Annotated in this window: 25 protein-coding genes; 16 read left to right on the top strand and 9 right to left on the bottom strand. The window is 69.6% G+C overall.

Translation table 11 applies throughout. The features are described from left to right. Nucleotides 1-98: 98 nt before the first annotated feature. A complete protein-coding gene (locus tag CDN99_RS26355; protein ID WP_088388442.1) occupies nt 99-590 on the top strand; it encodes an acyl-CoA thioesterase in 492 nt (163 codons plus the stop codon). Nucleotides 591-618: 28 nt separating this feature from the next. On the opposite strand, the gene gshA is transcribed toward CDN99_RS26355, so the two are convergent. From gshA to CDN99_RS26385, 6 genes are all read right to left on the bottom strand, one after another. Further along, a complete protein-coding gene (gene gshA / locus CDN99_RS26360; protein ID WP_088388444.1) occupies nt 619-2139 on the bottom strand; it encodes a glutamate--cysteine ligase in 1521 nt (506 codons plus the stop codon). 154 nt (nt 2140-2293) lie between these two features. After that, nucleotides 2294-3349, bottom strand: coding sequence for a GlxA family transcriptional regulator (locus tag CDN99_RS26365; RefSeq protein ID WP_238139716.1), 1056 nt, complete (start codon nt 3347-3349; stop codon nt 2294-2296). 15 nt (nt 3350-3364) lie between these two features. After that, on the bottom strand, nt 3365-3991 hold the full coding sequence (locus tag CDN99_RS26370; protein WP_088388446.1) for a cysteine hydrolase family protein: 627 nt from the start codon (nt 3989-3991) through the stop codon (nt 3365-3367). A 137-nt stretch (nt 3992-4128) separates the two neighbouring features. Beyond that, a complete protein-coding gene (locus CDN99_RS26375) occupies nt 4129-4728 on the bottom strand; it encodes a DUF1415 domain-containing protein (protein ID WP_088388448.1) in 600 nt (199 codons plus the stop codon). A gap of 64 nt (nt 4729-4792) precedes the next feature. Continuing rightward, a complete protein-coding gene (locus tag CDN99_RS26380; RefSeq protein WP_088388450.1) occupies nt 4793-5998 on the bottom strand; it encodes a M20 aminoacylase family protein in 1206 nt (401 codons plus the stop codon). A gap of 203 nt (nt 5999-6201) precedes the next feature. Beyond that, nucleotides 6202-7332, bottom strand: a complete 1131-nt coding sequence (locus CDN99_RS26385; protein WP_088388452.1) for an ABC transporter substrate-binding protein — start codon at nt 7330-7332, stop codon at nt 6202-6204. A 182-nt stretch (nt 7333-7514) separates the two neighbouring features. On the opposite strand from CDN99_RS26385, the gene CDN99_RS26390 reads away from it, so the two are divergent. Further along, nucleotides 7515-9617, top strand: coding sequence for a molybdopterin-containing oxidoreductase family protein (locus CDN99_RS26390; RefSeq protein WP_088388454.1), 2103 nt, complete (start codon nt 7515-7517; stop codon nt 9615-9617). A gap of 8 nt (nt 9618-9625) precedes the next feature. After that, the gene (locus CDN99_RS26395) at nt 9626-10681 is read left to right on the top strand and encodes an aminopeptidase (RefSeq protein WP_088388456.1); all 1056 of its coding nucleotides are present in this window, start codon (nt 9626-9628) and stop codon (nt 10679-10681) included. A 206-nt stretch (nt 10682-10887) separates the two neighbouring features. Here CDN99_RS26395 and CDN99_RS26400 read toward each other — a convergent pair whose 3' ends face one another. Beyond that, entirely contained in the window at nt 10888-11139 is a 252-nt protein-coding gene (locus tag CDN99_RS26400; RefSeq protein WP_088388458.1) for an acyl-CoA-binding protein, read from the bottom strand. Between the two features lie 116 nt (nt 11140-11255). Between CDN99_RS26400 and CDN99_RS26405 the strand changes: the two genes are divergently transcribed. Beyond that, the gene (locus tag CDN99_RS26405) at nt 11256-13052 is read left to right on the top strand and encodes a wax ester/triacylglycerol synthase family O-acyltransferase (RefSeq protein ID WP_238139718.1); all 1797 of its coding nucleotides are present in this window, start codon (nt 11256-11258) and stop codon (nt 13050-13052) included. Between the two features lie 182 nt (nt 13053-13234). Here CDN99_RS26405 and CDN99_RS26410 read toward each other — a convergent pair whose 3' ends face one another. Continuing rightward, a complete protein-coding gene (locus CDN99_RS26410) occupies nt 13235-13567 on the bottom strand; it encodes a hypothetical protein (protein WP_088388460.1) in 333 nt (110 codons plus the stop codon). Nucleotides 13568-13746: 179 nt separating this feature from the next. Further along, nucleotides 13747-14421, bottom strand: coding sequence for a TetR/AcrR family transcriptional regulator (locus CDN99_RS26415; protein WP_088388462.1), 675 nt, complete (start codon nt 14419-14421; stop codon nt 13747-13749). Nucleotides 14422-14502: 81 nt separating this feature from the next. On the opposite strand from CDN99_RS26415, the gene CDN99_RS26420 reads away from it, so the two are divergent. The 12 genes from CDN99_RS26420 to hisA all read left to right on the top strand — a co-directional run bounded on the left by CDN99_RS26420 (nt 14503) and on the right by hisA (nt 24572). Beyond that, nucleotides 14503-15483: an ABC transporter ATP-binding protein gene (locus CDN99_RS26420; protein ID WP_088388464.1), complete on the top strand. Its 981-nt coding sequence runs from the start codon at nt 14503-14505 to the stop codon at nt 15481-15483. Beyond that, nucleotides 15480-16262, top strand: coding sequence for an ABC transporter permease (locus tag CDN99_RS26425; RefSeq protein ID WP_193531751.1), 783 nt, complete (start codon nt 15480-15482; stop codon nt 16260-16262). The genes CDN99_RS26420 and CDN99_RS26425 overlap by 4 nt, the downstream gene beginning before the upstream one ends. Before the next feature lie 99 nt (nt 16263-16361). Beyond that, on the top strand, nt 16362-16628 hold the full coding sequence (locus CDN99_RS26430) for a BolA family protein (protein WP_088388466.1): 267 nt from the start codon (nt 16362-16364) through the stop codon (nt 16626-16628). Nucleotides 16629-16744: 116 nt separating this feature from the next. After that, nucleotides 16745-17404, top strand: coding sequence for an ATP phosphoribosyltransferase (hisG, locus tag CDN99_RS26435; protein WP_088388468.1), 660 nt, complete (start codon nt 16745-16747; stop codon nt 17402-17404). A gap of 13 nt (nt 17405-17417) precedes the next feature. Beyond that, nucleotides 17418-18779 carry a histidinol dehydrogenase gene (gene hisD / locus CDN99_RS26440; protein WP_088388470.1) on the top strand — a complete coding sequence of 454 codons (1362 nt, stop codon included), beginning with the start codon at nt 17418-17420 and terminating at the stop codon, nt 18777-18779. 165 nt (nt 18780-18944) lie between these two features. Then, nucleotides 18945-20495: a methyl-accepting chemotaxis protein gene (locus CDN99_RS29695; RefSeq protein ID WP_088388472.1), complete on the top strand. Its 1551-nt coding sequence runs from the start codon at nt 18945-18947 to the stop codon at nt 20493-20495. 81 nt (nt 20496-20576) lie between these two features. After that, nucleotides 20577-20795, top strand: coding sequence for a CopG family transcriptional regulator (locus tag CDN99_RS26450; RefSeq protein ID WP_088388474.1), 219 nt, complete (start codon nt 20577-20579; stop codon nt 20793-20795). Further along, nucleotides 20792-21343 carry a PIN domain-containing protein gene (locus CDN99_RS26455; protein ID WP_238139719.1) on the top strand — a complete coding sequence of 184 codons (552 nt, stop codon included), beginning with the start codon at nt 20792-20794 and terminating at the stop codon, nt 21341-21343. The genes CDN99_RS26450 and CDN99_RS26455 overlap by 4 nt, the downstream gene beginning before the upstream one ends. Continuing rightward, the gene (gene hisC, locus CDN99_RS26460) at nt 21340-22440 is read left to right on the top strand and encodes a histidinol-phosphate transaminase (RefSeq protein WP_088388476.1); all 1101 of its coding nucleotides are present in this window, start codon (nt 21340-21342) and stop codon (nt 22438-22440) included. Before CDN99_RS26455 ends, hisC begins: the two co-directional genes overlap by 4 nt. A 9-nt stretch (nt 22441-22449) precedes the next feature. After that, the gene (gene hisB / locus CDN99_RS26465) at nt 22450-23085 is read left to right on the top strand and encodes an imidazoleglycerol-phosphate dehydratase HisB (RefSeq protein WP_375134505.1); all 636 of its coding nucleotides are present in this window, start codon (nt 22450-22452) and stop codon (nt 23083-23085) included. After that, on the top strand, nt 23082-23750 hold the full coding sequence (gene hisH / locus CDN99_RS26470) for an imidazole glycerol phosphate synthase subunit HisH (protein ID WP_088388480.1): 669 nt from the start codon (nt 23082-23084) through the stop codon (nt 23748-23750). Before hisB ends, hisH begins: the two co-directional genes overlap by 4 nt. Nucleotides 23751-23819: 69 nt before the next feature. After that, nucleotides 23820-24572: a 1-(5-phosphoribosyl)-5-[(5-phosphoribosylamino)methylideneamino]imidazole-4-carboxamide isomerase gene (gene hisA / locus CDN99_RS26475; protein WP_088388482.1), complete on the top strand. Its 753-nt coding sequence runs from the start codon at nt 23820-23822 to the stop codon at nt 24570-24572. The last annotated feature ends 2 nt before the right edge of the window (nt 24573-24574 follow it).

The raw sequence follows: 24574 nt of genomic DNA on the forward strand, positions 1-24574 counted from the left end.
CACGCCATGCCATCGCGGGATGCCGCGGCGCGCGGAGTCTGGCACCATCGCGACCGCTCCCTTCACTCCGCGATCCCGCCGCCGGATCCCCCCATCGCATGGACCTGCCTTCCCACCAGCTGACGATGACGGTGCTGATGACGCCCGACATGGCCAATTTCTCCGGCAACGTGCATGGCGGCACCGTCCTGAAACTGCTCGACCAGGTCGCCTACGCCTGTGCCAGTCGGTACGCCGGGCGCTACACGGTGACGCTGTCGGTCGACCAGGTGATGTTCCGCCAGCCCATCCACGTCGGCGAGCTGGTCAGCTTCCTGGCCTCGGTGAACCACACCGGCACGTCGTCGATGGAGATCGGCATCAAGGTCGTCACCGAGAACATCCGCGACCAGGTGGTGCGGCATGCCAACAGCTGCTTCTTCACGATGGTGGCGGTGGGCGAGGACGGCCGGCCCGTGCCGGTGCCGCCGCTGACGCCGGCCACGCCGGACGAAAAACGCCGCTTCGAGGCGGCGATCGAGCGCAAGAAGCTGCGCCAGGAACTGCAGAAGCGCCACGACGAGCTGCGCAGCTCGACGCTGCCGGGCTGAGCGGCGCGGTCCCGCGCTTGCGCGGGGCTCAGCCGCGCAGTTGAGTGGGCTCCAGGTAGCGCTGCCGGAAGGACTCGAAGTCCATCGTGTCGGCGGCCTCGATGGCCGCCTGCGCGTCCAGCGAGTTCTGCGCGGACTTGGCGAAGCGCTCCATCAACGCCTCGGACATCGGCTGCGCCAGCACTTCGCGGCGCGCGATGACGGACTGCGCGGCGACGAAGTCCAGGTGCGACGACGCGTGCCTGGCCTTCATCGCGGCGAGCACGCGGGCCGACGGCAACTGGTCCGGCGCGCTCCAGCGCTCGACCGCCAGCGCCAGCGCCTCGCGGTACGGCGTGCCGCCCAGCGCCGCGTCCAGCTTGTCGGCGATCGGCGCGAAGTCCGCCAGCAACTCGCTGCCCCAGTCGCGCAGCGCGATCTCGCCGCCGCGGCGTTCCAGCATCAGGCCAGGCTCGCGGCCCGCGGAGGCGGTGCGATGCTGGTTGCGGGCCAGCGCGCCCAGTTCCTCGGGCGTGTCGTCCGGGCTGTCGGTCAGCCAGCAGTGCAGCAGGAAGATGTCCAGGAAACGCATCGTGCCGGCGGCGATGCCGACCGGCTCGAACGGGTCCAGGTCCATGCAGCGGACCTCGATGTACTCGACACCGCGCTCGCGCAGCGCATGCAGCGGGCGTTCCCCCGAGCGGATCGTGCGCTTGGGGCGGATGGCGCCGTAGAACTCGTTCTCGATCTGCAGCAGCGTGGTCGAGAGCTGGTTGTACTCGCCGCCCGGATTGATGATGCCGACCTTCTCGTAGGCCGCATAAGGACGCGTCAGCGCGTCCTGCAGCGAGGCGGCATAGCCGTCCAGGCTGTTGTAGCTGACCGAGAGCGACGACTGCGCGTCGCTTTGATAACCGAGCCGGCCCATCCGCAGCGAGGTGCCGTGCGGCATGTGCAGCGTGCCGTCGCCCAGCGGCTGCAGGCCGTGGTCGCGGCCCGCGACGAAGCTGGCGCACAGCGCCGGCGACGCGCCGAACAGCGTCAGCAACAGGAAGGAATGGCGGCGGAAGTTGCGGATCAGCGCGAAGTGGTCCGTGTTGTCCAGCCCCGGCAGCGACCAGTTGTAGTGGATGCCGGAGATCGTCTGCATGCGCCGGCCGTAGCGGTGGCCCAGGCCCATGCGGTAGACGCTCTTGGCGCGGCCGATGTTGGACGCGCCGTAGCGGCCGATGGGGATGGTCTCGTCGGCCGGCAGCCGACAGGGCATGCTGGACGCCCACATCAGCTCGTCGCCGATGCTGCGGTGCACGGCCTGATGGATCTCGGTGAGCTGCCGCACGCAATCCTCGGCCGAGGCATGAACGCCGGTGATCAGCTCGAGTTGCGATTCGCTGAAGTCGGTGGTGACGGTCTCGTGCGTCAACGCGGAGCCCAGCGCCGTCGGATGCGGCGTCAGCGCCAGCGTGGCGCCGGTCGGCTGGGCGCGCAGGCTTTCCTTCTCGACACCGCGGCGCATGCCCGCCAGTCGTGCCGTGTCCAGAGCCTCCAGTCGCTGCAGCCAATCGCTCAAAACCCGCTCCTTATTCGTTGTGGGCGCGCAAGTTAACAGAACTCCGCGAAACCCGCTTGACTTGGATTTATGCGGATTGTGCTAAGGATGAGTGGTCGGGCCGATCACAGCCAGCCGCGGCGCAGGCGCCGCCACGGGGGACCCGCGGCGGGAATCACGCGGCGCTTGCCAGGCGCCGGCGGGTCCGGCGCAGTTGCTGGTCGGAACTGAATCCGGCCGCCAGCGCCGCCTGGACGGGGCGGGCGCCGCGTTCGATCTCGCGCCGGGCGAGTTCCAGCCGGATCGCGCGCAGGTAGTCCAGTGGCGTGGTGCCGCCGTGCTGGGTGAAGAGCCGGGTCAGGTGGCGGGGCGTGACGTGCCCGATACCGGCCATGCGCGCCAGGCTCCAGTCCGCGCGCGGGTCGGCGCAGATCGCGTCTTGCACGCGGTGCAGCGCCGGGTGCAGGTGATGGCGGTGGGCCAGCATCGGCGAGAGCTCCGGGTCCTGCGCGCCGCGGCGCAGGTAGACGACCATCACCTGCGCGACCGAGGCGGCGATCGCCTCGCCGCAATGCTCGGCGATCAGTGCCAGCACCAGGTCGATGCCGGCGGTGATGCCGGCGCTGCTGGCCAGTGGGCCGTCGAGCACGAACACGCGGTTGGCCTGGACGTCCGCGCGTGGCGCGGCCGCGCGCAAGGCGTCGAGCGCCTCGTGATGCGTCGTGCAGCGACGGCCGTCCAGCAGGCCCGCGCGGGCCGCCAGCAGCGCGCCGGCGCAGATGCTCAGCAGCCGGCCTTGTCCGCCGGCCAGCAACGCGCCGCCCTCGCGGTGCAGCCAGCGCTCGATGCGCAACGCCTCGGCGCGGTCCGCGCTGCTTGGTCCCGGATCGTCCGGATGCGCGTGGCGGCGTCCGCTCAGGACCAGCCAGTCGCGCGCGCCCAGCACTGGCAGCGGCTCCAGCGCGCCCAGGGTCAAGCCGATCGAGCTGAGCGCCTCGGTGCTCGCGCCGCAGTACCGCAGCCGGAAGGCCTCCGGCGCGTCGCGGCGGCGCAGCGCCTGGTTGGCCAGACGCAGCGCCTCGGCCGCGCCGGCGAGGTCGAGCAGCAGCGTGTGCCGCTCGACCAGCATCCAGACATCGACGGGCGCGCCATCGGCGCCTTCGGCATCAAGACCGGCAATCGAGGCGTCGGAAACAGGGGCCTCGGCCATGGCGGCGTCGGAAATGGACATCGCGCCAGTATGCGCTCAGGCCGACGCGACGGTCCGGGCGGCCCTGCCGGCGGCGGCGCGATCCAGCGCCTGCTCCACGGTGCAGATCTGCGCGAAGCGGTCCTGCAGCGCGACCTCGGTGCGCTGCTTCAGGGCCTCCACGCCGACGACGGCGCCGCTGGCGTGCGGGATGGGGAAAGTGTGCGTCGCCTCGGTCACATAGTCGACGGACCAGCCTTCGTCGCTGGCGTGGCGGGTGGTCGTCTCGCAGCACTGCTCAGTGCGCAGGCCGGCGACGATCAAGCGGCGGATGCCGTGCTCGACCAGCCACACCGACAGGCCGGTGCCGACCAGCGCGCTGTGGCGGCGCTTGAGGAATTCCGCCGCGATCGGTACCTGCGCCAGGCCGTCGATCGGGCGCACATGGCCGCTGACCCGCGAGAACGGGTTTTCCGCCGTCTCCGGGCCGTCGGTGTGGAGGATGCGCACGACCGGCAGCCCGCGCGCCGCGGCGCCGTCGAGCAGCGCGTTGGTGCGCTCCAGATAGGCGGGGAAGCTGGCCGCGTCCCAGTAGGGGCGATGGCGGAAGGACTCCTGCACGTCGATCAGCAGGACGGCGGTGTCCGGCGCAGGGGCGGTGGTGTCGAGAACGGCTGCGGTCATCACGAGGCTCCATCGGTGGTTGATGGGTGCCATCGTGCCGGCCGGGCGGCGATCCGTCGCGCCGCCGCCGGACCAGTCGCGGTCAAATCAGGACATCGGTCCGCCGCGCCTCGCGCGCTGGCGGGCGTGCGCGGCGATCAGTCCTCGCGCGTCACCCGGGACGCCAGCGGCAGCCGGGCGTCCAGGTCCAGCGCGTTCCAGCCCTTGCGGCCGATGCGGCGCAGCGTGTCGATGTTGGCCTCGTAGATCGCGTCGGTGTCGGGCATGGACTCGACGGCGCGTTCGATGCTTTCCTCGCGCAGCAAGTGCAGCGTCGGATAGGGCGAGCGGTTGCTGAGGTTGTCCACGTCATCCGGCTCGGTGCCCTCGAACTGGTAGTCCGGGTGGAAGCTCGCGACCTGCAGGATGCCGTCCAGTTCCAGGTCCTCGACCAGCGCGTCGGCGGCGCCGAGGAAATCGTTGAAGTCCAGGAAGTCGTTCAGCACCCAGGGGTGGACCACCAGCGTGGTCTCGATGTCCTCGGGATCGGTGCGGCGCAGCGCGAGCAGCTCGCGCGCCAGTTCCGCCAGCAGGTCTTCCGGCGTGCGCGCCGGGCTGACCACGATGCGCAGCCGCTGATTGACCTCGACGCTCTTGGCGAACGGGCACAGGTTCAGCCCGATCACCGCGCGCTGCACCCAGCGGTGCGTGTCCTGGAGGGCGATGTGTTGCGGGTCGTCGGTCGTGGGGGCGGTCATCGGGCGTGCGGGTGCTGGCGTCGGGGGAAGGGAAGCGGCGCGCGATCGCGCGCCGCGGGCGGGGTCAGGTCTTGACCGGGCGTGGCTGCTTGAACCAGGCGTCGACCAGGCGGACCCACATCGAGCCGCCCAGCGGGATCAGTTCGTCGTTGAAGTCGTAGCTCGGGTTGTGCAGCATGCAGGGCCCCAGGCCGTGGCCGCCGTCGCGGTGCGTGCCGTCGCCGTTGCCGATCAGGAAATAGCAGCCGGGGACGTCCTGCAGGTAGTAGCTGAAGTCCTCGGCGCCCATGGTGGGCTCGAACTCCTGCACGTTCCTGGCGCCCAGCATCTCGGTCAGCACGCCGCGGACGAACTCGGTCTCGGCGGGATGGTTGATCGTGGGCGGGTAGTTGCGGTGGAAGGAGAACTCGCACTGGACCTCGAAGGCCTCGCCGGTCGCCTCGGTGATGGTGCGCATGCGGCGCTCGATCAGGTCCAGCGTCTCCAGCGTGAAGGTGCGGACGGTGCCCTGCAGTTCGCAGCTGTCGGGGATGACGTTGGTGGCCTCGCCGGCATGGATCATCGTCACCGAGATCACGCCCGCGTCGATCGGCCGCTTGTTGCGCGTGATGACGGTCTGGAAGGCCTGCACCAGGTGCGCCGCGACGACGACCGGATCGGACCCCAGGTGCGGCATCGCGCCGTGCGCGCCCTTGCCCTTGATGACGATCTTGAACTCGTTGCTGGAGGCGAAGACGGGTCCGGACTTCAGCGCGAACTGCCCGGCGGCCATGCCCGGCCAGTTGTGAATGCCGAACATCGCCTCCATCGGGAACCGCTTGAACAGGCCGTCCTTGATCATCTCGCGGGCGCCGCCGCCGCCTTCCTCGGCCGGCTGGAAGACGACGTACACGGTGCCGTCGAAATCGCGATGGGCGGCCAGGTGCTTCGCGGCGGCCAGCAGCATCGCGGTGTGGCCGTCATGGCCACACGCGTGCATCTTGCCGGGGTGCTTGCTGGCGTGGGGGAAGGTGTTGTGCTCGGTCATCGGCAGCGCGTCGATGTCGGCGCGCAGACCCAGCGTGCGGTCGCTGTCGCGACCCTTGATGATGCCGACGACGCCGGTCTTGCCCAGGCCGCGGTGGATGGGGATGCCCCATTCGGTCAGCGTCCTGGCGATCAGGTCGGAGGTGCGGTCCTCGTGGAAGCACAGCTCCGGATGGGCGTGCAGGTCGCGTCGCAGCGCGGCGATGGCCGGGGCGTCGGCCAGGATGGGTTCGATCAGCTTCATGGTGCGGGCACTCCGAAGTCGTCGCGACAGCGCGTCGGGCTTGCCGCGAGGGCCGCGGCGCCGGCAAGGGCGCCGCCGAAAAAGCCGCGGCGCCGCTCACGGCGGCGCCGCTGATGTCGGACGAGTGTACCCGTGGCCCCGGATCGACGCAGCGCCGCGGCCATGCCCTCGATGGGGCCGGGCGGCGGGCGCCCGGCGGCCGTTCAGCGCCGGACGCGGCCATCGTTGGTCAGCATCGACAGCTCGACGAAGGACGAGCCGATGTGCTTGTTGGGCCGGAAGGCGACGTTGAAGCCGCCGACGTTGAAGTTCTGCAGGCTGTCCAGCGCGGCCACCAGGCCGTCGCGGCTGGGGCGGGCCATGCGGCGGATGCCCTCGCTGATCACCTTGGCGGCGATGAAGCCCTCGATGGCGGTGTAGTTGAACTTCTGGCCGGCCTTGGTGGCGGCGGCCTGGTATTCCTGGACCACGCCGATGCCGGCGCCGAACGGGTAGGGCATCACCTGGCTGACGACCACGCCCATCGCGTCCGGTCCCAATTCATCCAGCAGCGCCTGCGTGCCGACGAAGGACACGTTGTAGAACACGCCGCCGTACCCGGCCTTGCGGGCGGCTCGGATGAAGGCGGCGCAGCTCTTGTAGGCGCTGACCATCACGATGGCCTCGGGCGGCGAGCCGGTGGAGACCAGGTCCTTGACCGCCTTGGCGACGTCGACGCTGTTGCGCTCCACGGTGGAGATGGCCTGCGGCTGGATCGCCAGCGGCTTCATCGCGCGCACCACGCCGTCCAGGCCGGCCTTGCCGTAGGCGTCGTTCTGATGGAAGACGGAGATGCGCATCAGGCCGAGCTGGGTCAGCTGCTTCACGATCAGCGCGGTCTCGTCGTAATAGGACGCGCGGATGTGATAGACCCAGGGGCTGAACGGATCGCGCAGCGACTCGGCGCCGGTCAGCGGCGCGACGAACGGGATCTTGTTCTGGTTGATCAGCGGCAGCGCGGCCAGCGAGGTCGGCGTGCCGACGTAGCCGAACAGCGCGAACACCTCGTCGCCGATGAACTTCTCGGTGTTGGCCTTGCAGCGGTCGGGCTCGTAGCCGTCGTCCATCGTGCGCAGCTCGATGGTCGTGCCGTTGATGCCGCCGGCGGCGTTCTGGGCGTCGAAGAACAGCTTCGCGCCGGCCTGCATCTGGATGCCCAACTGCGCGGCGGCGCCGGTCAGCGGCACCGACTGGCCAAGCACCAGGCGGCGACGCTCCTGGGCGCGGACGGCGGCGGGCAGGGCGGCGATCGCGCCGAGGGCGCTGACGGAGGCGAGGAGTGTGCGGCGATGCAAGAGGGGCTCCCGGGAGTGCGATGGTTCTGGTGCGCGACGCCAGTGCAGTGCGGACGCGCCGGAGGCTCGACACGACACGATTTCGGCCTCCTGGCGCGCGAGCTTAGCGGTTGATGCGCATCCGCCTGTCGCCTCGTCGGGTAAGAAATCGCAAGGGTGTGGCGCCTGTGCAATAGTGCCGCATGTCGTCCGCCGTCTCAGAAGCTCCCGTGAACCTCGCACCACAGGCCGCCGGGTCCGGCATCCGGATCGTCAAGGGCGCGTGCCCGCACGACTGCCCCGACACCTGCGCGCTGCGCGTCACCGTCGAGGACGGGCGGGTCGTGAAGGTGCAAGGCCAGCCGGACCATCCCAGCACCCACGGCGCGCTGTGCACCAAGGTCTCGCGTTATCCGGAGCGCACGTACCACGCCGAGCGGGTGCTGCATCCGCTCAAGCGGGTCAGCGCCAAGCACGAGCCGCCCCGTTTCGAACGCATCACCTGGGCGCAGGCGCTGGGCGAGATCGCCGGCCGGCTGCGGGCCATCGCGGCGCGCGACCCGCGGGCCATCCTGCCCTACAGCTATGCCGGCACCATGGGCCTGCTGCAGGGCGAGGCCATGGCGGGGCGCTTCTTCAACCGGCTGGGCGCGTCCTTGCTGGACCGCACCATCTGCGCGTCGGCCGGCGGCGCGGGCCTGGCGGCGACCTACGGCCACAAGGTCGGCATGCACCTGGCGCATTTCGCGGAGTCCCGGCTGATCCTGATCTGGGGCAGCAACTCGATCGCGTCCAACCTGCATTTCTGGACCTTCGCCAACCAGGCCAGGCGCAATGGCGCGACGCTGATCTGCATCGACCCGCGCAAGACCGAGACGGCCGACAAGTGCCACCGGCACCTCGCGCTGCTGCCCGGCACCGACGGCGCGCTGGCGCTGGGCCTGATGCACGAGCTGATCGCCCACGGCTGGCTGGACCATGACTACATCGCCCGGCACGTCGACGGCTGGGAAGAACTGCGCGCCAAGGCCCTGGCCTGGACCCCCGAGCGGACCGCGGCCGAGTGCGGCCTGACGGCCGACGAGGTGCGCGACCTGGCGCGCGACTACGCGACAGCGGCGCCGGCGGCGATCCGGCTCAACTACGGCATGCAGCGGGTGCGCGGCGGCGGCAACGCGGTGCGCCTGATCGCGCTGCTGCCGTGCCTGACCGGCGCCTGGCGCCACCGCGCGGGCGGCCTGCTGCTGTCGAGCTCGGGCTGGTTCGCGCCGTTCAAGAACCCGGCGCTGGAGCGGCCCGATCTGCGCGGCGGCCGGCCGTCGCGCACGATCAACATGAGCACCATCGGCGACGACCTGCTGCGCGAGGCCTCGCCGACCTTCGGTCCGCGGATCGAGGCGCTGATCGTCTACAACAGCAACCCGGTCGCCGTGGCGCCGGAGTCGCCGAAGGTGGTGGCCGGCTTCGAGCGCGCGGACCTGCTGACGGTGGTGCTGGAGCACTTCATGACCGACACGGCCGACCTGGCCGACTACGTGCTGCCGGCGACGACGCAGCTGGAGCACCTGGACATCCACATCAGCTACGGCCACACCGACGTGCTGGTCAACGAGCCGGCGATCGCGCCGCTCGGCGAGGCGAAGCCGAACACGCAGATCTTTCGCGAACTGGCGGCGGCGATGGGCCTGGACGAGCCGGCCTTCCACGATGACGACGAGGCGCTGCTGCGGCAGGCCTTCCGCGCGGGCGGGCCCGACGCGGACGGCGCCGCCGGGACCATCGACCTGGCGCGACTGCGCGAGCAGGGCTGGTTCAAGCTGCCGCTGGCGGAGGCGCCGTTCGCCGATGGCGGGTTCCCTTCCGCGAGCGGCAAGGCCGACGCGCGCGGCGCGAACTACCTGCCCAACTACGAGAGCCGCCTCAGCACGCCCGAGCTGGCGGCGCGGTACCCGCTGGCGATGATTTCGCCGCCGGCCCGCAACCACCTGAACAGCACCTTCGTCAACGTGAAGAGCCTGCGCGACATCGAGGGCGAGCAGGTCCTGGAGATGAGCGCCGGCGACGCCGCCATGCGCGGCCTGGCGGACGGCCAGATGGTGCGCGTCTTCAACGATCGCGGCAGCTACCGGTGCAAGCTCGACGTGAGCGCGCGGGCACGCGACGGCGTCGTGCACGGCCTGGGCATCTGGTGGCGCAAGCTCGGCGCGGACGGGCGCAACGTCAACGAGGTCACTCACCAGCGGCTGACGGACATGGGCCGTGCGCCCTGCTTCTATGACTGCCTGGTCGAGGTCGCGGCGGCGTGAGCGGGGCCATGCATCGACGCGCGACACGATGGCTGCTGGCGCTGCTCGCGGTGCCGCTGCTGATGCTCGGCGGCTGCGCGCAGCTGGGGTACTACGGACAGTCGCTGTCCGGGCATCTGTCGCTGGTGCGGGCCGCGCGGCCGGTGGACGAGTGGCTCGACCAGAAGGACCTGGACCCGGCGCTGCGCCGGCAACTGGAGCTGGCGCGGTCGATCCGGAACTACGCGTCGTCGGAGCTGAAGCTGCCGGACAACGACAGCTACCGGCGCTACGCGGACCTCAAGCGCGGCTCGGCGGTGTGGAACGTCGTCGCGACGCCGGAACTGAGCCTGCAGCTGCGCACCTGGTGTTATCCGATCATGGGCTGCGCCGGCTATCGCGGCTACTTCAAGGCGGATCAGGCGCGCGAGCTCGCGCAGAAGCTGCGCGCCGAGGGCTTCGAGCCCTATGTCTACGGCGTGCCGGCGTACTCGTCGCTGGGCTGGAGCAACTGGCTGGGCGGGGACCCGCTGCTCAACACCTTCATCCGCTACCCCGAGGCGCAACTCGCGCGGATGATCTTCCACGAGCTGGCGCATCAGGTCGCCTATGCCAACGACGACACCGCGTTCAACGAGAGCTTCGCCACCGCGGTCGAGCAGATCGGTGTCGCCCGCTGGCTGGTCGACCGGCCCGGGGCGCTGCGCGAGGACGAGGTGTCGCGGCTGCGGCAGGACCAGGTGCAGGCATTGCTGAAGACCACCCGGGACCGACTGCGCGAAGTGTTCCAGAGCACCGCCAGCGACGACGAGAAACGCGCCGGCAAGATCGAGGCCTTCGCGAAGATGCGCGCCGACTACGAGGCGATGAAACGCGACCAATGGGGCGGCGACACGCGTTACGACCGATGGGTGCTGGGCCTGAACACCGCGGCGCTGGCGATCCAGGGCAGCTACACCGACCTCGTGCCCGACTTCGTGCGGCTCTTCGAGCGCGAGGGCTCCGACTGGGAGCGCTTCTACGCCGAGGTGAAGCGCCTGGCCAAGCTGCCCAAGGAGGAGCGGCGGGCGGCGCTGGCGCGGTAGGCGGGACGACGCGGACAGTGCTCCGCGTCAAGCGCTCATATGGCCCAAGGCCATGGATCGGTCGATGTTTCGACGCGGTTTGAGCTTGAACGCGAAAGGGCCACCCTGTGACCTGACCGCATCGGTTGGATCGATGTCCAACGCCGCGGGTTCAGTTCGAAGAGGGGGCCCTTCCACATCCGGCGTCGCGGCTCGCGACGCTGGCTTTACTTCAGCCCTTCCACCAGATCGATGTAGTTCTGCATCGCCTGGTCGCTGGTCTGGCCCTCGATGGCCTTCCAGGCGTCCCACTTGGCGCGGTTGACGAAGTCGGTCATGCCGGGGCGGTCGCCGTCGGCGTCGCCGCTGGTGGCCTGCTTGAAGAGCGCATACAGCTTCAGCAGCGTCTGGTTGTCGGGGCGCTCGGGCAGGTTCTTGGAATCGGCGACGGCGGCTTCGAATTGGTCCTTGAGGCTCATGGAGGTCTCCCAGTGCGGTGAGCAGGCATCCCTGGTGACAATCGGGATGGACGGGCGCGATATTACCCAGCCAGGGCCCGCCTTCCGTATGGGGTCGCCTCTCTAGAAGGCGCATCATGCCCACCCGACGTCATCCATCCGCCCAGGAGATCGCATTGCCCACCCCTGCCGCCGCCGTCGCGCCGAGCCAGTCGTCCAAGCGCAAGGACGCCAGGCTGCCCAAGGACGCCAAGGCGTCAAAGAGCGCCAAGGCGCCCAAGGATGCCGAGGCCCGGCAACGCGGCAAGGCGTCCAAGGCCATCCAGTCCCTCAAGGCCGACAAGGCAGCCGGGACCGCCAAGTCCGACAGGGAGGCCGCGAAGACGCCTTCGACCGGCAAAGGCGCCGTGTTGCCGTCGGGCGCGGAGCCGATGTCCAAGGTCGACACGGCGTGGCTGCGCCTGGACACCGAGGCCAACCGGATGGTCATCCACGGCATCCTGTTCCTGAAGCCGGCGATCCAGCTGGACGCCGTCCGCGCGCGCGTCGCCGAACGGCTGCTGCGTTTTCCTCGCTTCCGCCAGCGTGTCGTCGAGCACGGGGACAGCGCGCACTGGGTCGAGGATCAAGGCGTCGACATCGCGCATCACGTCGTGGCGGAGCGCCTGCCCCGGCGGCGTGGCCTGTCACGGGAACGGGCGCTGCAGGACCGCCTCGCCGACCTGGCGGCCCAGCCGCTGGCGGCTGACCGTCCCCTGTGGATGCTGCATCTGATCGAGGACTATGACGGCGGCAGCGCGCTCGTCGCACGCGTGCACCATTGCATCGCCGACGGCATCGCGCTGATCGCCGTGATGCTGTCGATCACCGATGGCGGGATCGAGCCGCCCATGCCGAAGGCGACGAAAAAGGGCGCCAGGGTGGCCGCGGCCACGGTCGACGCGGAGCCGGAATGGCTTGCCGATGCGATGGTCAAGCCGATCAACGCGTGGACCGTGCGCGAGATCCAGCGGATGCGCCCGATCGAGGGCGCGGACGACGGTGAAGCCACGGGACGTGCCAAGGGCGCCAAGGGAGCGAACGACGCCAGGGCCGCGAATGGCGCGACCGGTGGAAAACGCGCCAAGGCCGGCGCCGAGCCCGCGGACGTGTCGCCGGCCGATCGTCTCGGCAAGCAGGTGCTGAAGGACGCCGCCGCATTGATCGAGGCGCCCGATGACGCGAAGACCCGGCTCAAGGGCAAGGCGGGCCGCGCCAAGCGCGTCGCCTGGGGACCGGCGCTGGCGCTGGACGCGGTGAAGGCGGTGGGCAAGTCGCTGAACGTGTCGGTGAACGATGTGCTGCTGGGTTGCGTGGCCGGCGCGATCGGTGCCTACCTGCGCGCGCACGGCGACGACACGCGCGGGCAGGAGATCCGCGCGCTGGTGCCCGTCAATCTGCGTCCGCTGGAGAGCGCCTGGCAATTGGGCAACCGCTTCGGCATGGTGCCGCTGCCGCTGCCGGTGGGCATCGCCAATCCGGTCAAGCGGCTCTACGCGGTGCACGCGCAGACGCAGGCGCTCAAGCAAAGCCTGCGTCCCGCATTGGCGCTGGGGTTGCTGGCGGCGTCGGGCAGCGTCGAGAAGGCCGCGCAGCGCGCGATGCTCAAGACGCTGTCCCGCAAGGCGACCGCGATGATGACCAACGTGCCAGGGCCGACGCAGCCGCTGGGCTTCTGCGGCGCGACGGTGGACCGGGTGATGTTCTGGGCGCCGCAGGCCGGCGACATGAGCCTGGGCGTCAGCATCCTGACCTATGCCGGCCAGGTGCAGTTCGGCCTGATCGCCGACGCGGGCCTGTGCCCGGATCCTGAGCGCATCGTGGCCCACTTCGAGCCGCAGTTCCAGCAACTGCTGGACCTCGCGCTGATGCTGCCGTGGGAGGCCGAAGCCTGAAGCGGGCCAGCACGCCGGACCCGGCGTCGCGAAGGCCGCCGCGGGCGAAAATCTGCCAGTCCGGCCGGGCGCCCTCGCCGAGCCCGCGCGGGCATCGCGCGGCGCACCATGAAGCACGCCGCCCGAGGGCGGCGTGCTTCATCCCTTCATCGCGTCGATCCGGAGCGGACCGACGCGGGATCTCACTTGCTGGCGGACTTGGCGGCTGCCTTCGGACGGCCGGCGGCGGTCGGGTAGGCATGCATGACGCGGACCGGGTCGGCGCTGGCCAGGTACTCGACGTACTGGCTCTCGGCGCAGGCCAGCGACTTGCCGTCCTGCGCTTCGCCGCGGTACTCGCCCTTGCTGTAGACGAAGCGGTACTCGTCCGCGGCGGCCGGCGCGTCGAACTTGACGGTGTTCTTGGCGGCGCATTCGGCGCGCAGCGCCTTGGCGTCGGCGTTCTCTTGGGTCGCGGCTTGCGCCAGCGGGGCGATCAGGGCCAGGACGGCGGCGGCGGTCAGGATGCGCTTCATGGGGTCACTCCCTCGGGGCGTGTGTTGAATCGATATCCCTAGCTTATAGGGTTGCTTTTTTCGTCGCCAACCGCGAGTGCGGGGTCCGGCTTCGCACGACTTCAGGGTTTGTGCCGAGGAGCGGCGGCGGCCTTGGTGCTATCCGTGCGCGCTCCCTGTCAGGCCGGCGCGGCAGGGGGTCAGGCGGCGCCGGCGCCCGTGTCCGGCTGGTACTTGCCGGCCAACTGGAACAGGTGGTCGCGCGAGCTCGGCTCCAGGTAGGGCAGCAGCAGGCCCAGCACGTGAAAGGCGCCGCGCATCAGCGCCTCGCCGGCGCGCTCGGGCTCGAGCGCGTTGCGCGGATCGCGCACGTATTCGAAGCTGAGCCAGTAGCTCAGCAGCACCACCATCGCGTTGGCCGTCGGCACCGCCTCGCGCACCTGCATCGTCAGCGCGCCGCTTTGCTGCAGCCCGCTGAGCATGCCCACCATCGCCTGCGTCTTGTGCGCCAGCACGTTCTGGAAATGCGTTTCCAGCCGGCGGTTCTTGGACAGCAGGTCGTTCAGGTCGCGGTAGAGGAAACGGTGTTGCCAGATCAGCTCGAACAGCATGTGGAAGAACAGCCAGGCGTCCTCCACGTTGCGGACGTTGTCCACGGCCCCGAGCAGCTCGGACAACGCGCGCTCGTAGCGGTTGAACAGCGCGTTGATCAGCTCGTCCTTGGCCGGATAGTGGTAGTACAGATTGCCGGGCGAGATGCCGAGCTCCGCGGAAATCAGCGTGGTCGAGACGTTCGGCTCGCCGAAGCGATTGAAGAGGTCCAGCGTGACTTCGAGGATCCGTTCGGCGGTGCGGCGCGGCTTCTTGGTGGCCATGGCGAGGGAGGCGGGTGTGGCGGCATTCTGTCATGCCCCCAGGCGGGCGCGGGACGAGGCCGCTGCCTACAATCGCCGCCCATGCTCGCAAGCCCACAACAACAGCCGGTCGTGTCCCGCGCATCGACCGGCGCGCCGGTCGACGCCTCGGCCGGCGGTCCGCCCGCCCTGCGTTTCAGCCACGTCAGCAAGACTTACCGGGCCGGCCAGGTCAAGGCGCTCGACGACGTCAGCTTCGACATCCGGCCCGGCGAATTCTTCGGTCTGCTCGGCCCCAACGGCGCCGGCAAGACCAGCCTGATCAGCATCCTCGCCGGCCTGTCGCGCGCCAGCGGCGGGCAGGTCTCGGTGCTCGGCCACGACGTCGTCGACGACTACGCCAACGCCCGCAAGAAGCTCGGCATCGTGCCGCAGGAACTGGTCTTCGACCCGTTCTTCAGCGTGCGCGAAACGCTGCGCATCCAGAGCGGCTACTTCGGCGTGCGCAACAACGACGACTGGATCGACGAGCTGCTGCTCAACCTCGGTCTGGCCGACAAGGCCCACGCCAACATGCGCCAGCTGTCGGGCGGCATGAAGCGCCGCGTGCTGGTCGCGCAGGCGCTGGTGCATCGCCCGCCCGTCATCGTGCTGGACGAGCCCACCGCCGGCGTCGACGTCGAGCTGCGCCAGACGCTGTGGCAATTCATCGCGCGCCTGAACCGCGAGGGCCACACCGTCCTGCTCACGACCCACTACCTGGAAGAGGCGGAGGCGCTGTGCCACCGCATCGCGATGCTCAAGCAGGGCCGCGTCGTGGCGCTGGACCGCACCTCGGAACTGCTGGCGGGCACCGCTTCCACGATGCTGCAGTTCAAGACCGATGCGGCGCTGCCGCTGTCGCTGGTGGAGAACGCGCGCGTCACCGGCCGCGTGGTGCAGCTCACCGCGCACGACGCGCTGGAGGTCGAGCGCATCCTCGCCACGCTGCGCGAGGCCGCCGTGCCCATCGAGGATCTGGAGATCGGCCGCGCCAACCTGGAAGACGTGTTCATCGAAATCATGCAAGGGAGCCGTGCATGAGCGCGAGCCACTTCCCCATCCGCCTGGAGGGCGCGCGCCCGCTGTTCTACAAGGAAGTGCTGCGCTTCTGGAAGGTCGGCTTCCAGACCGTCGGCGCCCCGGTGCTGACCGCGGTGCTGTACCTGCTGGTCTTCGGTCACGTGCTGGAGGACCACGTCAAGGTCTACGGTACCGTGGGCTACACCAGCTTCCTGATCCCGGGCCTGGTGATGATGAGCGTGTTGCAGAACGCCTTCGCCAACAGCTCGTCCTCGCTGATCCAGAGCAAGATCACCGGCAACCTGGTGTTCCTGCTGGTCACGCCGCTGTCGCACTGGGCCTGGTTCCTGGCCTACGTGGGCGCGTCCGTCGTGCGCGGGCTGATGGTGGGCGCGGGCGTGTTCGCCGCGACCGTCTGGTTCTCGCCGCCAGGCATGGCCAATCCGCTGTGGGTACTGGCCTTCGCGGTGCTGGGCGCCGGCCTGATGGGCACGTTGGGCCTGATCGCCGGCCTGTGGGCGGAGAAATTCGACCAGATGGCCGCCTTCCAGAACTTCATCGTGATGCCGATGACCTTCCTGTCCGGCGTCTTCTATTCGGTGCATTCGCTGCCGTCGTTCTGGCAGGGCGTGAGCCACCTGAATCCGTTCTTCTACATGATCGACGGCTTCCGCCACGGCTTCTTCGGCGTCAGCGACGCGTCGCCGTGGATCAGCCTGGGCGTGGTGGCGATCGCCTTCGCGATCGTCGCGGCCATCGCGCTGGAGCTGCTGCGCCGCGGCTACAAGATTCGCCATTGACCCGCCATTGAGACGACCCCGCGGGCGCCGTCCCGCGCGGCGCTGAAAACGCCGCGCGGGGCGCCGCCCGAAATGCCCCGAGTAGAATCCCGACCCATCATGGCCGATCCGACCCCCGAAGAAGTTCAGAACTACATCGCCCAAGGGCTCGCCTGCAGCGAGCTGCAGGTCGAGGGCGACGGGCGTCATTTCTTCGCCACCATCGTGTCGGCCGAGTTCGACGGCCTGAGCCGGATCAAGCGCCACCAGCGCGTGTACCAGGCCCTGGGCGACCGCATGCGCGAGCAGATCCACGCGCTGTCCATGAAGACCCTGACCCCCGACGAATGGGCGCGGCAAGGCTCGGCCCTGCATCACCATTCCTGACAGCCACCCGGCTTCGCGGCGGGTGGCGGTGTGGCGCCGTCCGGTGAACCCGCTGCCGTCCCGCTGAACAGCCCGAGCGCTCCGCGTCCGGAGCGCGCGTTCAACGAGGACATCGCATGATCACCCTGGCACTTTCCAAGGGCCGCATCTTCGAAGAGACCCTGCCGCTGCTCGCGGCGGCCGGCATCCAGGTGCTGGAAGATCCGGACAGCTCGCGCAAGCTGATCCTCCCGACCAATCAGGATGCCGTCCGTGTCGTGCTCGTGCGCGCCACCGACGTGCCGACCTACGTCGAGTACGGCGGCGCCGACCTCGGCGTGGTCGGCCGCGACGTGCTGATCGAGCACGGCGGGGCCGGCCTCTACCAGCCGCTGGACCTGCGCATCGCCACGTGCCGCATGAGCGTCGCGGTGCGCGACGACTTCGACTACGAGAACGCCGTCCGCCAGGGATCGCGCATCCGCGTCGCCACCAAGTACACCGGCATCGCGCGCCAGCATTTCGCCGACAAGGGCGTGCACGTCGACCTGATCAAGCTCTACGGCTCCATGGAGCTGGCGCCGCTGACCGGCCTGGCCGACGCCATCGTCGACCTGGTCTCCACCGGCAGCACGCTCAAGGCCAACCGGCTGGTCGAGGTGGAGCGGATCATGGACATCTCGTCGCGGCTGGTGGTGAACCAGGCGGCGCTCAAGCTCAAGCGCGATGCGCTCAAGCCGCTGATCGACGCCATCGCGTCGGCGGTCCCGTCGTCCGACGTCGCCGTCACCGCCTGATCGGGAGCCCGCCATGCTGAACCTTCGCACCCTGCGCACGGCCGACGCCGACTTCGACGCCCAGTTCCAGCGCGTGCTGCACTGGTCCGCCGAGACCGACGCGGCGATCGAATCACGCGTCGCCGAGATCCTGGCCGACGTCCGCGCGCGCGGCGATGCCGCGGTCCTCGACTACACGGCGCGCTTCGACGGCCTGCGGGCTGAATCGTTGCAGGCGCTGGAACTGACCCGCGGCGAGCTGAAGGCTGCCTTCGACGGCCTGCCCGCCGAGCAGGCGAGGGCGCTGACCCAGGCCGCCGAGCGTGTGCGCCGCTATCACGAACGCCAGAAGCAGGCCAACGGCGAGAGCTGGAGCTACCGCGACGAGGACGGCACCTTGCTCGGCCAGAAGGTGACGCCGCTGGATCGCGTCGGCATCTACGTGCCGGGCGGCAAGGCGGCGTATCCGTCGAGCGTGCTGATGAACGCGATCCCGGCGCAGGTCGCCGGCGTGGGCGAGATCATCATGGTCGTGCCCACGCCGGTGCGCGGCAGCGTGGCCACCGGCGGCACGGGCGGTGGCGGCTCCTCCGACAAGGGCGAGCGCAACGAGCTGGTGCTGGCGGCGGCCTACGTCGCGGGCGTGCACCGCGCGTTCACCATCGGCGGCGCGCAGGCGGTCGCGGCGCTGGCGTACGGCACCGCGACGGTGCCGCGGGTCGACAAGATCACCGGCCCCGGCAACGCCTATGTCGCCAGCGCCAAGAAGCATGTCTTCGGGCAGGTGGGCATCGACATGATCGCGGGCCCGAGCGAGATCCTGGTCCTGGCCGACGGCACCACGCCGCCGGACTGGGTCGCGATGGACCTGTTCAGCCAGGCCGAGCACGACGAGATGGCGCAGAGCATCCTCCTGTGCCCGGACGCCGGCTACATCGCCCAGGTGCGCGAGGCCATCGAGCGGCTGTTGCCGGGCATGCCGCGCCGGGACGTGATCCGCGCCTCGCTGGAAGGGCGGGGTGCGCTGATCCAGACGAAGTCCATGGAAGAGGCTTGCGAGATCAGCAACCGCATCGCCCCCGAGCACCTGGAGGTGTCCAGCAGCGAGCCGCACCGCTGGGAGCCGCTGTTGCGCCATGCCGGCGCCATCTTCCTGGGCGCGTACACCAGCGAGTCGCTGGGCGACTACTGCGCCGGTCCCAACCATGTGCTGCCCACGTCGGGCACGGCGCGTTTCTCGTCCCCGCTGGGCGTGTACGACTTCCAGAAGCGATCGAGCCTGATCGAGGTCAGCGAGGCGGGCGCGCAGGTCCTGGGCCCGATCGCCGCGACCCTGGCCTATGGCGAGGGGTTGCAGGCCCACGCGCAGGCGGCCGAGTTCCGCCTCAAGCGTTGACCCGCGCAAGGCCCCGGGTCGCCCTGATCCTGCTCCGTCCCAACCGACCGGTCCCCCACCTCACCACCAAGACAAGCTCCACGAAATCCACGTTGTTCCGCTGTTCGCCCGGTTGTGCGCAACGCTAGCATCGCCCGGCTTTCTCAATAACAAGGACGGCGAAGCATGAAACTCTCTGATCTGCGCGTCGGCGTACGCATTTCGCTCGGGTTCGCGGCGGTGCTGCTGGCCACCGTCATCGTGGGCGTGGTGGCGATCACCCGCATGCAGGTGATCGAGGACAACGTGGAGGAGATGGGCTCCGACTGGATCCCGTCGATCAACGCGGTCAATGCCTACCGGGGCCAGCTCAACGAGCTGCGCCGTGCCGAGATGGCGATGTGCCTCAAGGAGGTGGTCGTCGAGGTCGAGCAGGAGCAGGACCGCATCAAGACCCTGCGCGACAAGACCCTGCCGGCGCTGGCCAAGGCCTACGAGCCGCTGATCTCCTCGCCCGAGGAGGCCGCGCAGTGGAAGGAGGCGCAGGCGAAGTACGCCGTCTTCATCGCCCTGCAGGACAAGCTGATCGCCGCCCGCAAGGCCGGCAATCGCGGCGAGTACCAGTCCACCGTCAACAACGAGTCCGGCAAGGCCTTCGTCGACCTGGTCGAGACGATGCAGAAGCTGGTGGACATCAACACCGAAGGCGCGCGCGTCAGCGTGGAGGACGCGCGCAAGACCTTCAAGGCGGTGCTCGTCACGATGGCCGTCGTGATCCTCGCGGCGCTCGCGGCCGGCACCGCGCTGGCGGTGTACCTGACCCGCAGCACGGTGCGGCCGCTGACGCAGATGGTCGACGTCGCGCGGCGCGTGGCCGAGGGCAATCTGGCCGTCGAGGTGGACACCTCGCGCAACGACGAGCTGGGCCAGCTCGCCCAGGCCTTGGCGGCGATGAAGACGGCGCTGAACCAGTCGCTGGTGGCGGTGCGCACCAGCGCCGAGAGCATCGCCATGTCCAGCGGCGAGGTCGCGGCCGGCAGCAGCGATCTCTCCGCCCGCACCGAGCAGATGGCCTCCAGCCTGGAGGAAACCTCCGCGACGATGCAGGCCCTGACCGACACCGTGCGCCAGAACGCCGACGCGACGCGCCAGGCCAGCCAGCTCGCCGTCAGCGCCAGCGAGGTGGCGGACCGCGGTGGCGTCGTCGTCGCCGAGGTCGTCAACACGATGGACCAGATCAATGTGGCGTCCCGCAAGATCGCCGACATCATCGGCACCATCGACGGGATCGCCTTCCAGACCAACATCCTGGCGCTGAACGCGGCGGTCGAGGCGGCCCGCGCCGGCGAGCAGGGCCGCGGCTTCGCGGTCGTGGCCGGCGAGGTGCGCTCGCTGGCGCAGCGCAGCGCCGAGGCCGCGCGCGAGATCAAGGCGCTGATCGGCTCCTCCGTCGAACGCGTCGACACCGGCGCCCGTCTGGTTGGCAACGCCGGCAACACGATGCGCGAGATCGTCAGCGCCGTGCAGCGCGTGACCGACATCATTCAGGAGATCTCCTCCTCGACCCAGGAGCAGAGCACCAGCCTGATCGAAGTCGGCCAGGCGGTGCAGCGCCTGGACGAGGTGACCCAGCAGAACGCCGCGCTGGTCGAGGAATCGTCGGCCGCCTCGGAGTCGCTGCGCGAGCAGGCGGGCAGCCTGCGGCAGGTGGTGGCGCAGTTCCGGCTGCAGGACTGACCCGCCGTTGCCCTTCGGCCATGAGGTGAATCAGGACACGAAGTTCGTGCAACACGAACTTCGTGTTAGTCTGCGCCCCTCATGAAGAACGTGACCGTCACCATGGAAGACAGCGTCGCCGAGTGGGCGAGGCTGGAAGCGGCGCGGCGCAACACCAGCGTCTCGCGGCTCGTCGGCGAACTGCTCGCCGAGAAGATGCGCCATGACGACGCGTACGAGCGGGCCCTGCAGGACTGGCTGCACCGCGAGCGGACCTGGGCCTCGGACGGTGCGTCCTATCCCGGGCGGGAGATCCTGTGAAGCGGGCCGCCACCGCGTCGTCGGTCTCGCCCGGCGAACCCGCGGCCTCGATCGCGTCGATCACGCTGACCGCGCCGGTCTTCGTCGACACCTCCGTGCTGATCCTCAGCGAGGACGGCGCCGACCCCATCCGCCGCGAGCAGGTGATGCGCTGGCTCCGGCTGCTCTGGCAGCAACGGCTGGGCCGGGTGTCCAGCCAGGTGCTCAACGATTTCTACCGCGGCATCACCGCCCGCATCGCCCCGCCCATGCCCAACGGCGACGCGCGCGCCGAGGTGCGCCGTTACCAGCGCTGGGCGCCGTGGGCGATCGACCATGCGACGGTCGAGTCCGCCTGGTCGCTGGAGAGCCGCTTCGCGCTGCCCTATGCCGACGCGCTGATCGTCGCCGCCGCCAAGGCGCAGGGCTGCGAGACGCTGCTCAGCCTGACGCTGCCGCACGGCCAGCTGTACGACAGCATCGCCATCGTCGATCCGCTGCGCGCCTTGCCCGCGGGCGTCGACGGCGCGTCGGTCCCCGTTTCCTCCTCCCAGGCAGTCGCCCCATGAAAGCCGCCCTCGACCGTGCCCTGAACGTGCTGCGCGACGACGTCCGCGCGATGTCGCCCTACCAGGTGCACAGCGCCGCCGGCCTGATCAAGCTGGACTCGATGGAGAACCCCTACCGGCTCTCCGACGACCTGCAGCGCGCGCTGGGCGAGCGCCTGGGCCGTGTCGCGATCAACCGGTATCCGGCCGAGCGCACGCAGGAACTCGCCTGGGCGCTGGCGGCTCACACGAAGATGCCGGCCGGCAAGGCGCTGATGCTGGGCAACGGCTCGGACGAGCTGATCTCGCTGCTCGCGATGGCCGTCTGCAAGCCGGGCGAGACGGTGACGGTGCTGTCGCCGGTGCCGGGGTTCGTCATGTACGAGCTGTCGGCGAAGTACCAGCACCTGGACTTCGTCGGCGTGCCGCTGACCGCCGACTTCGAGCTCGACGAGGCCGCGATGCTCGCCGCCATCGAGCGGCACCAGCCCGCGATCGTCTATCTGGCCTATCCGAACAACCCGACCGCGAACCTCTGGGACGACGCCGTCATCGAACGCATCGTGGCCGCCGCGCCGGGGCTGGTCGTGATGGACGAGGCCTACCAGCCCTTCGCCGAGCGCGACGCCATGGGCCTGATGGCACGCCATCCGCAGGTGCTGGTCATGCGCACGATGAGCAAGTTCGGCCTGGCCGGCGTGCGCATCGGCTACCTGATGGGCAATGCCGAGCTGATCCAGCACATCGACAAGCTGCGTCCGCCGTACAACGTCAGCGTGCTGAACGCCGAGGCCGGTCTCTTCGCGCTTGAGCACGCCGAGGTCTACGATCGCCAGGCCGCCGAGCTGCGCGCCGAGCGGGAACGCCTGCAGGCGGCATTGGCTTCGCTGCCGGACGTGCACGCTTATCCCAGCCAGGGCAACATGATCCTGGTGCGCGTGCCCGACGCCAATGCGCTGCACGCCGGCATGAAGGCGCGCGGCGTGCTGGTGAAGAATGTCTCCGGCATGCATCCGCTGCTGGCGCGCTGTCTGCGCCTGACGGTGGGCACGCCGCAGGAGAACGCGGCGATGGTCGCGGCGCTGCGCGCGTCGCTGGCCGAGGCCGGCGCCCGCTGAAGATTGACGATTGAAGAACCATCCACCGATCCCGTCCCTGGAATCCCCATGAGCTCCGAACGCATCGCCGAAGTCCGCCGCGACACCAAGGAAACGCAGATCCGCGTGCGCGTCAACCTGGACGGCACCGGCCAGTCGACGCTGAACACCGGCATCGGCTTCTTCGACCACATGCTCGACCAGATCGCCCGCCACGGCCTGATCGACCTGGACATCGAGGCCAAGGGCGACCTGCACATCGACGGCCACCACACCGTCGAGGACGTCGGGATCACGCTGGGCATGGCCGTCGCGCAGGCGATCGGCGACAAGAAGGGCATCACCCGCTACGGCCACAGCTATGTGCCGCTGGACGAGGCGCTGTCGCGCGTCGTCGTCGACTTCTCGGGGCGGCCGGGGCTGGCGATGGACGTGCGCTTCACCGCCGGATCGGTCGGCGCCTTCGACACGCAGCTGGCGTTCGAGTTCTTCCAGGGCTTCGTCAACCACGCCCTGGTGTCGCTGCACGTGGACAACCTGAAGGGCCACAACGCGCATCACCAGTGCGAGACGATCTTCAAGGCCTTCGGCCGCGCGCTGCGCATGGCGATGACGCCGGACCCGCGGTCGGCGGGGGTGATCCCGTCGACGAAGGGCACGCTGTGACGACCGCCGGCGTGGCCGGCGCGCGCACCGTCGCCGTCGTCGACTACGGCATGGGCAACCTGCGTTCGGTGTCGCAGGCAGTGTTGCACGCCGCGCGGGACCAGGGCGTGCAGGTGGTGATCACGTCGCGGCCCGAGGAGGTCCACGCCGCCGAGCGCATCGTGCTGCCCGGCCAGGGCGCGATGCGCGACTGCATGCGCGAGCTCGCCGACAGCGGGCTGAAGGAAGCGGTGCTCGACGCCGCCGCGCGCAAGCCGCTGATGGGCGTGTGCGTGGGCATGCAGATGCTGCTGGACCACAGCGAGGAGCAGGACACGCCAGGCCTGGGCCTGATCCCGGGTCAGGTGCGCCGCTTCCGGCTCGAAGGGCGGACGCAGCCGGACGGCAGCCGTTACAAGGTGCCGCAGATGGGCTGGAACCGCGTGCGCCAGATGCGCGCGCACCCAGTCTGGGGCGAGGTGCCGGACGAGAGCTGGTTCTACTTCGTCCACAGCTTCTACGCCGCCCCGTCGGACGCGCGCGACAGCGTCGGCGAAAGCGACTACGGAGCGCGCTTTACCTGCGCCGTGGCGCGGGATAACATTTTTGCCACCCAATTCCATCCTGAGAAAAGTGCCGCGTCCGGGCTCGCCCTGTACCGCAACTTCCTGCACTGGAAGCCGTGAAGCCCGCGTGATCCGGCTTCGCGCTTTCTCGTGGTCCGCCCCTTCCTCCACCCCTCAGCTTCCTCGGCCATGCTGCTGATTCCCGCGATCGACCTCAAAGACGGCAAGTGCGTCCGCCTCAAGCAAGGCGACATGAACGACTCCACCACCTTCGGCGAGGATCCCGCCGAGATGGCCCGAAGATGGGTCGACGCGGGCGCGCGCCGTCTGCATCTGGTGGACCTGAACGGCGCCTTCGCCGGCAAGCCGGTCAACGAGGCCGCCATCAAGGCGATCCTCAAGGAAGTCGGCGATGACATCCCGGTGCAACTGGGCGGGGGCATCCGCGACCTGGACACCATCGAGCGCTACCTGGACGACGGCCTGTCCTACGTGATCATCGGCACGGCGGCGGTCAAGAACCCGGGCTTCCTGAAGGACGCCGCCTCGGCCTTCGGCGGCCACATCATCGTGGGCCTGGACGCGAAGGACGGCAAGGTCGCCACCGACGGCTGGAGCAAGCTGACCGGCCATGAGGTGGTCGACCTCGCGAAGAAGTTCGAGGACTACGGCATCGAGGGCGTCATCTACACCGACATCGGTCGCGACGGCATGCTGACCGGCATCAACATCGAGGCCACGGTGAAGCTGGCGCAGGCGCTGACGATCCCGGTGATCGCCTCGGGCGGCCTGTCCAACCTGAAGGACATCGAGGCGCTGTGCGCCGTGCAGTCCGAAGGTGTCGAGGGCGTGATCTGCGGCCGCGCGATCTACACCGGCGACCTCGATTTCGCCGCCGCGCAGCGCCGCGCGGACGAGATCGACGAGCTCGACAGGGCCTGACG

Source organism: Roseateles aquatilis (genome assembly GCF_002205645.1).
Lineage (GTDB): Bacteria > Pseudomonadota > Gammaproteobacteria > Burkholderiales > Burkholderiaceae_C > Roseateles > Roseateles aquatilis.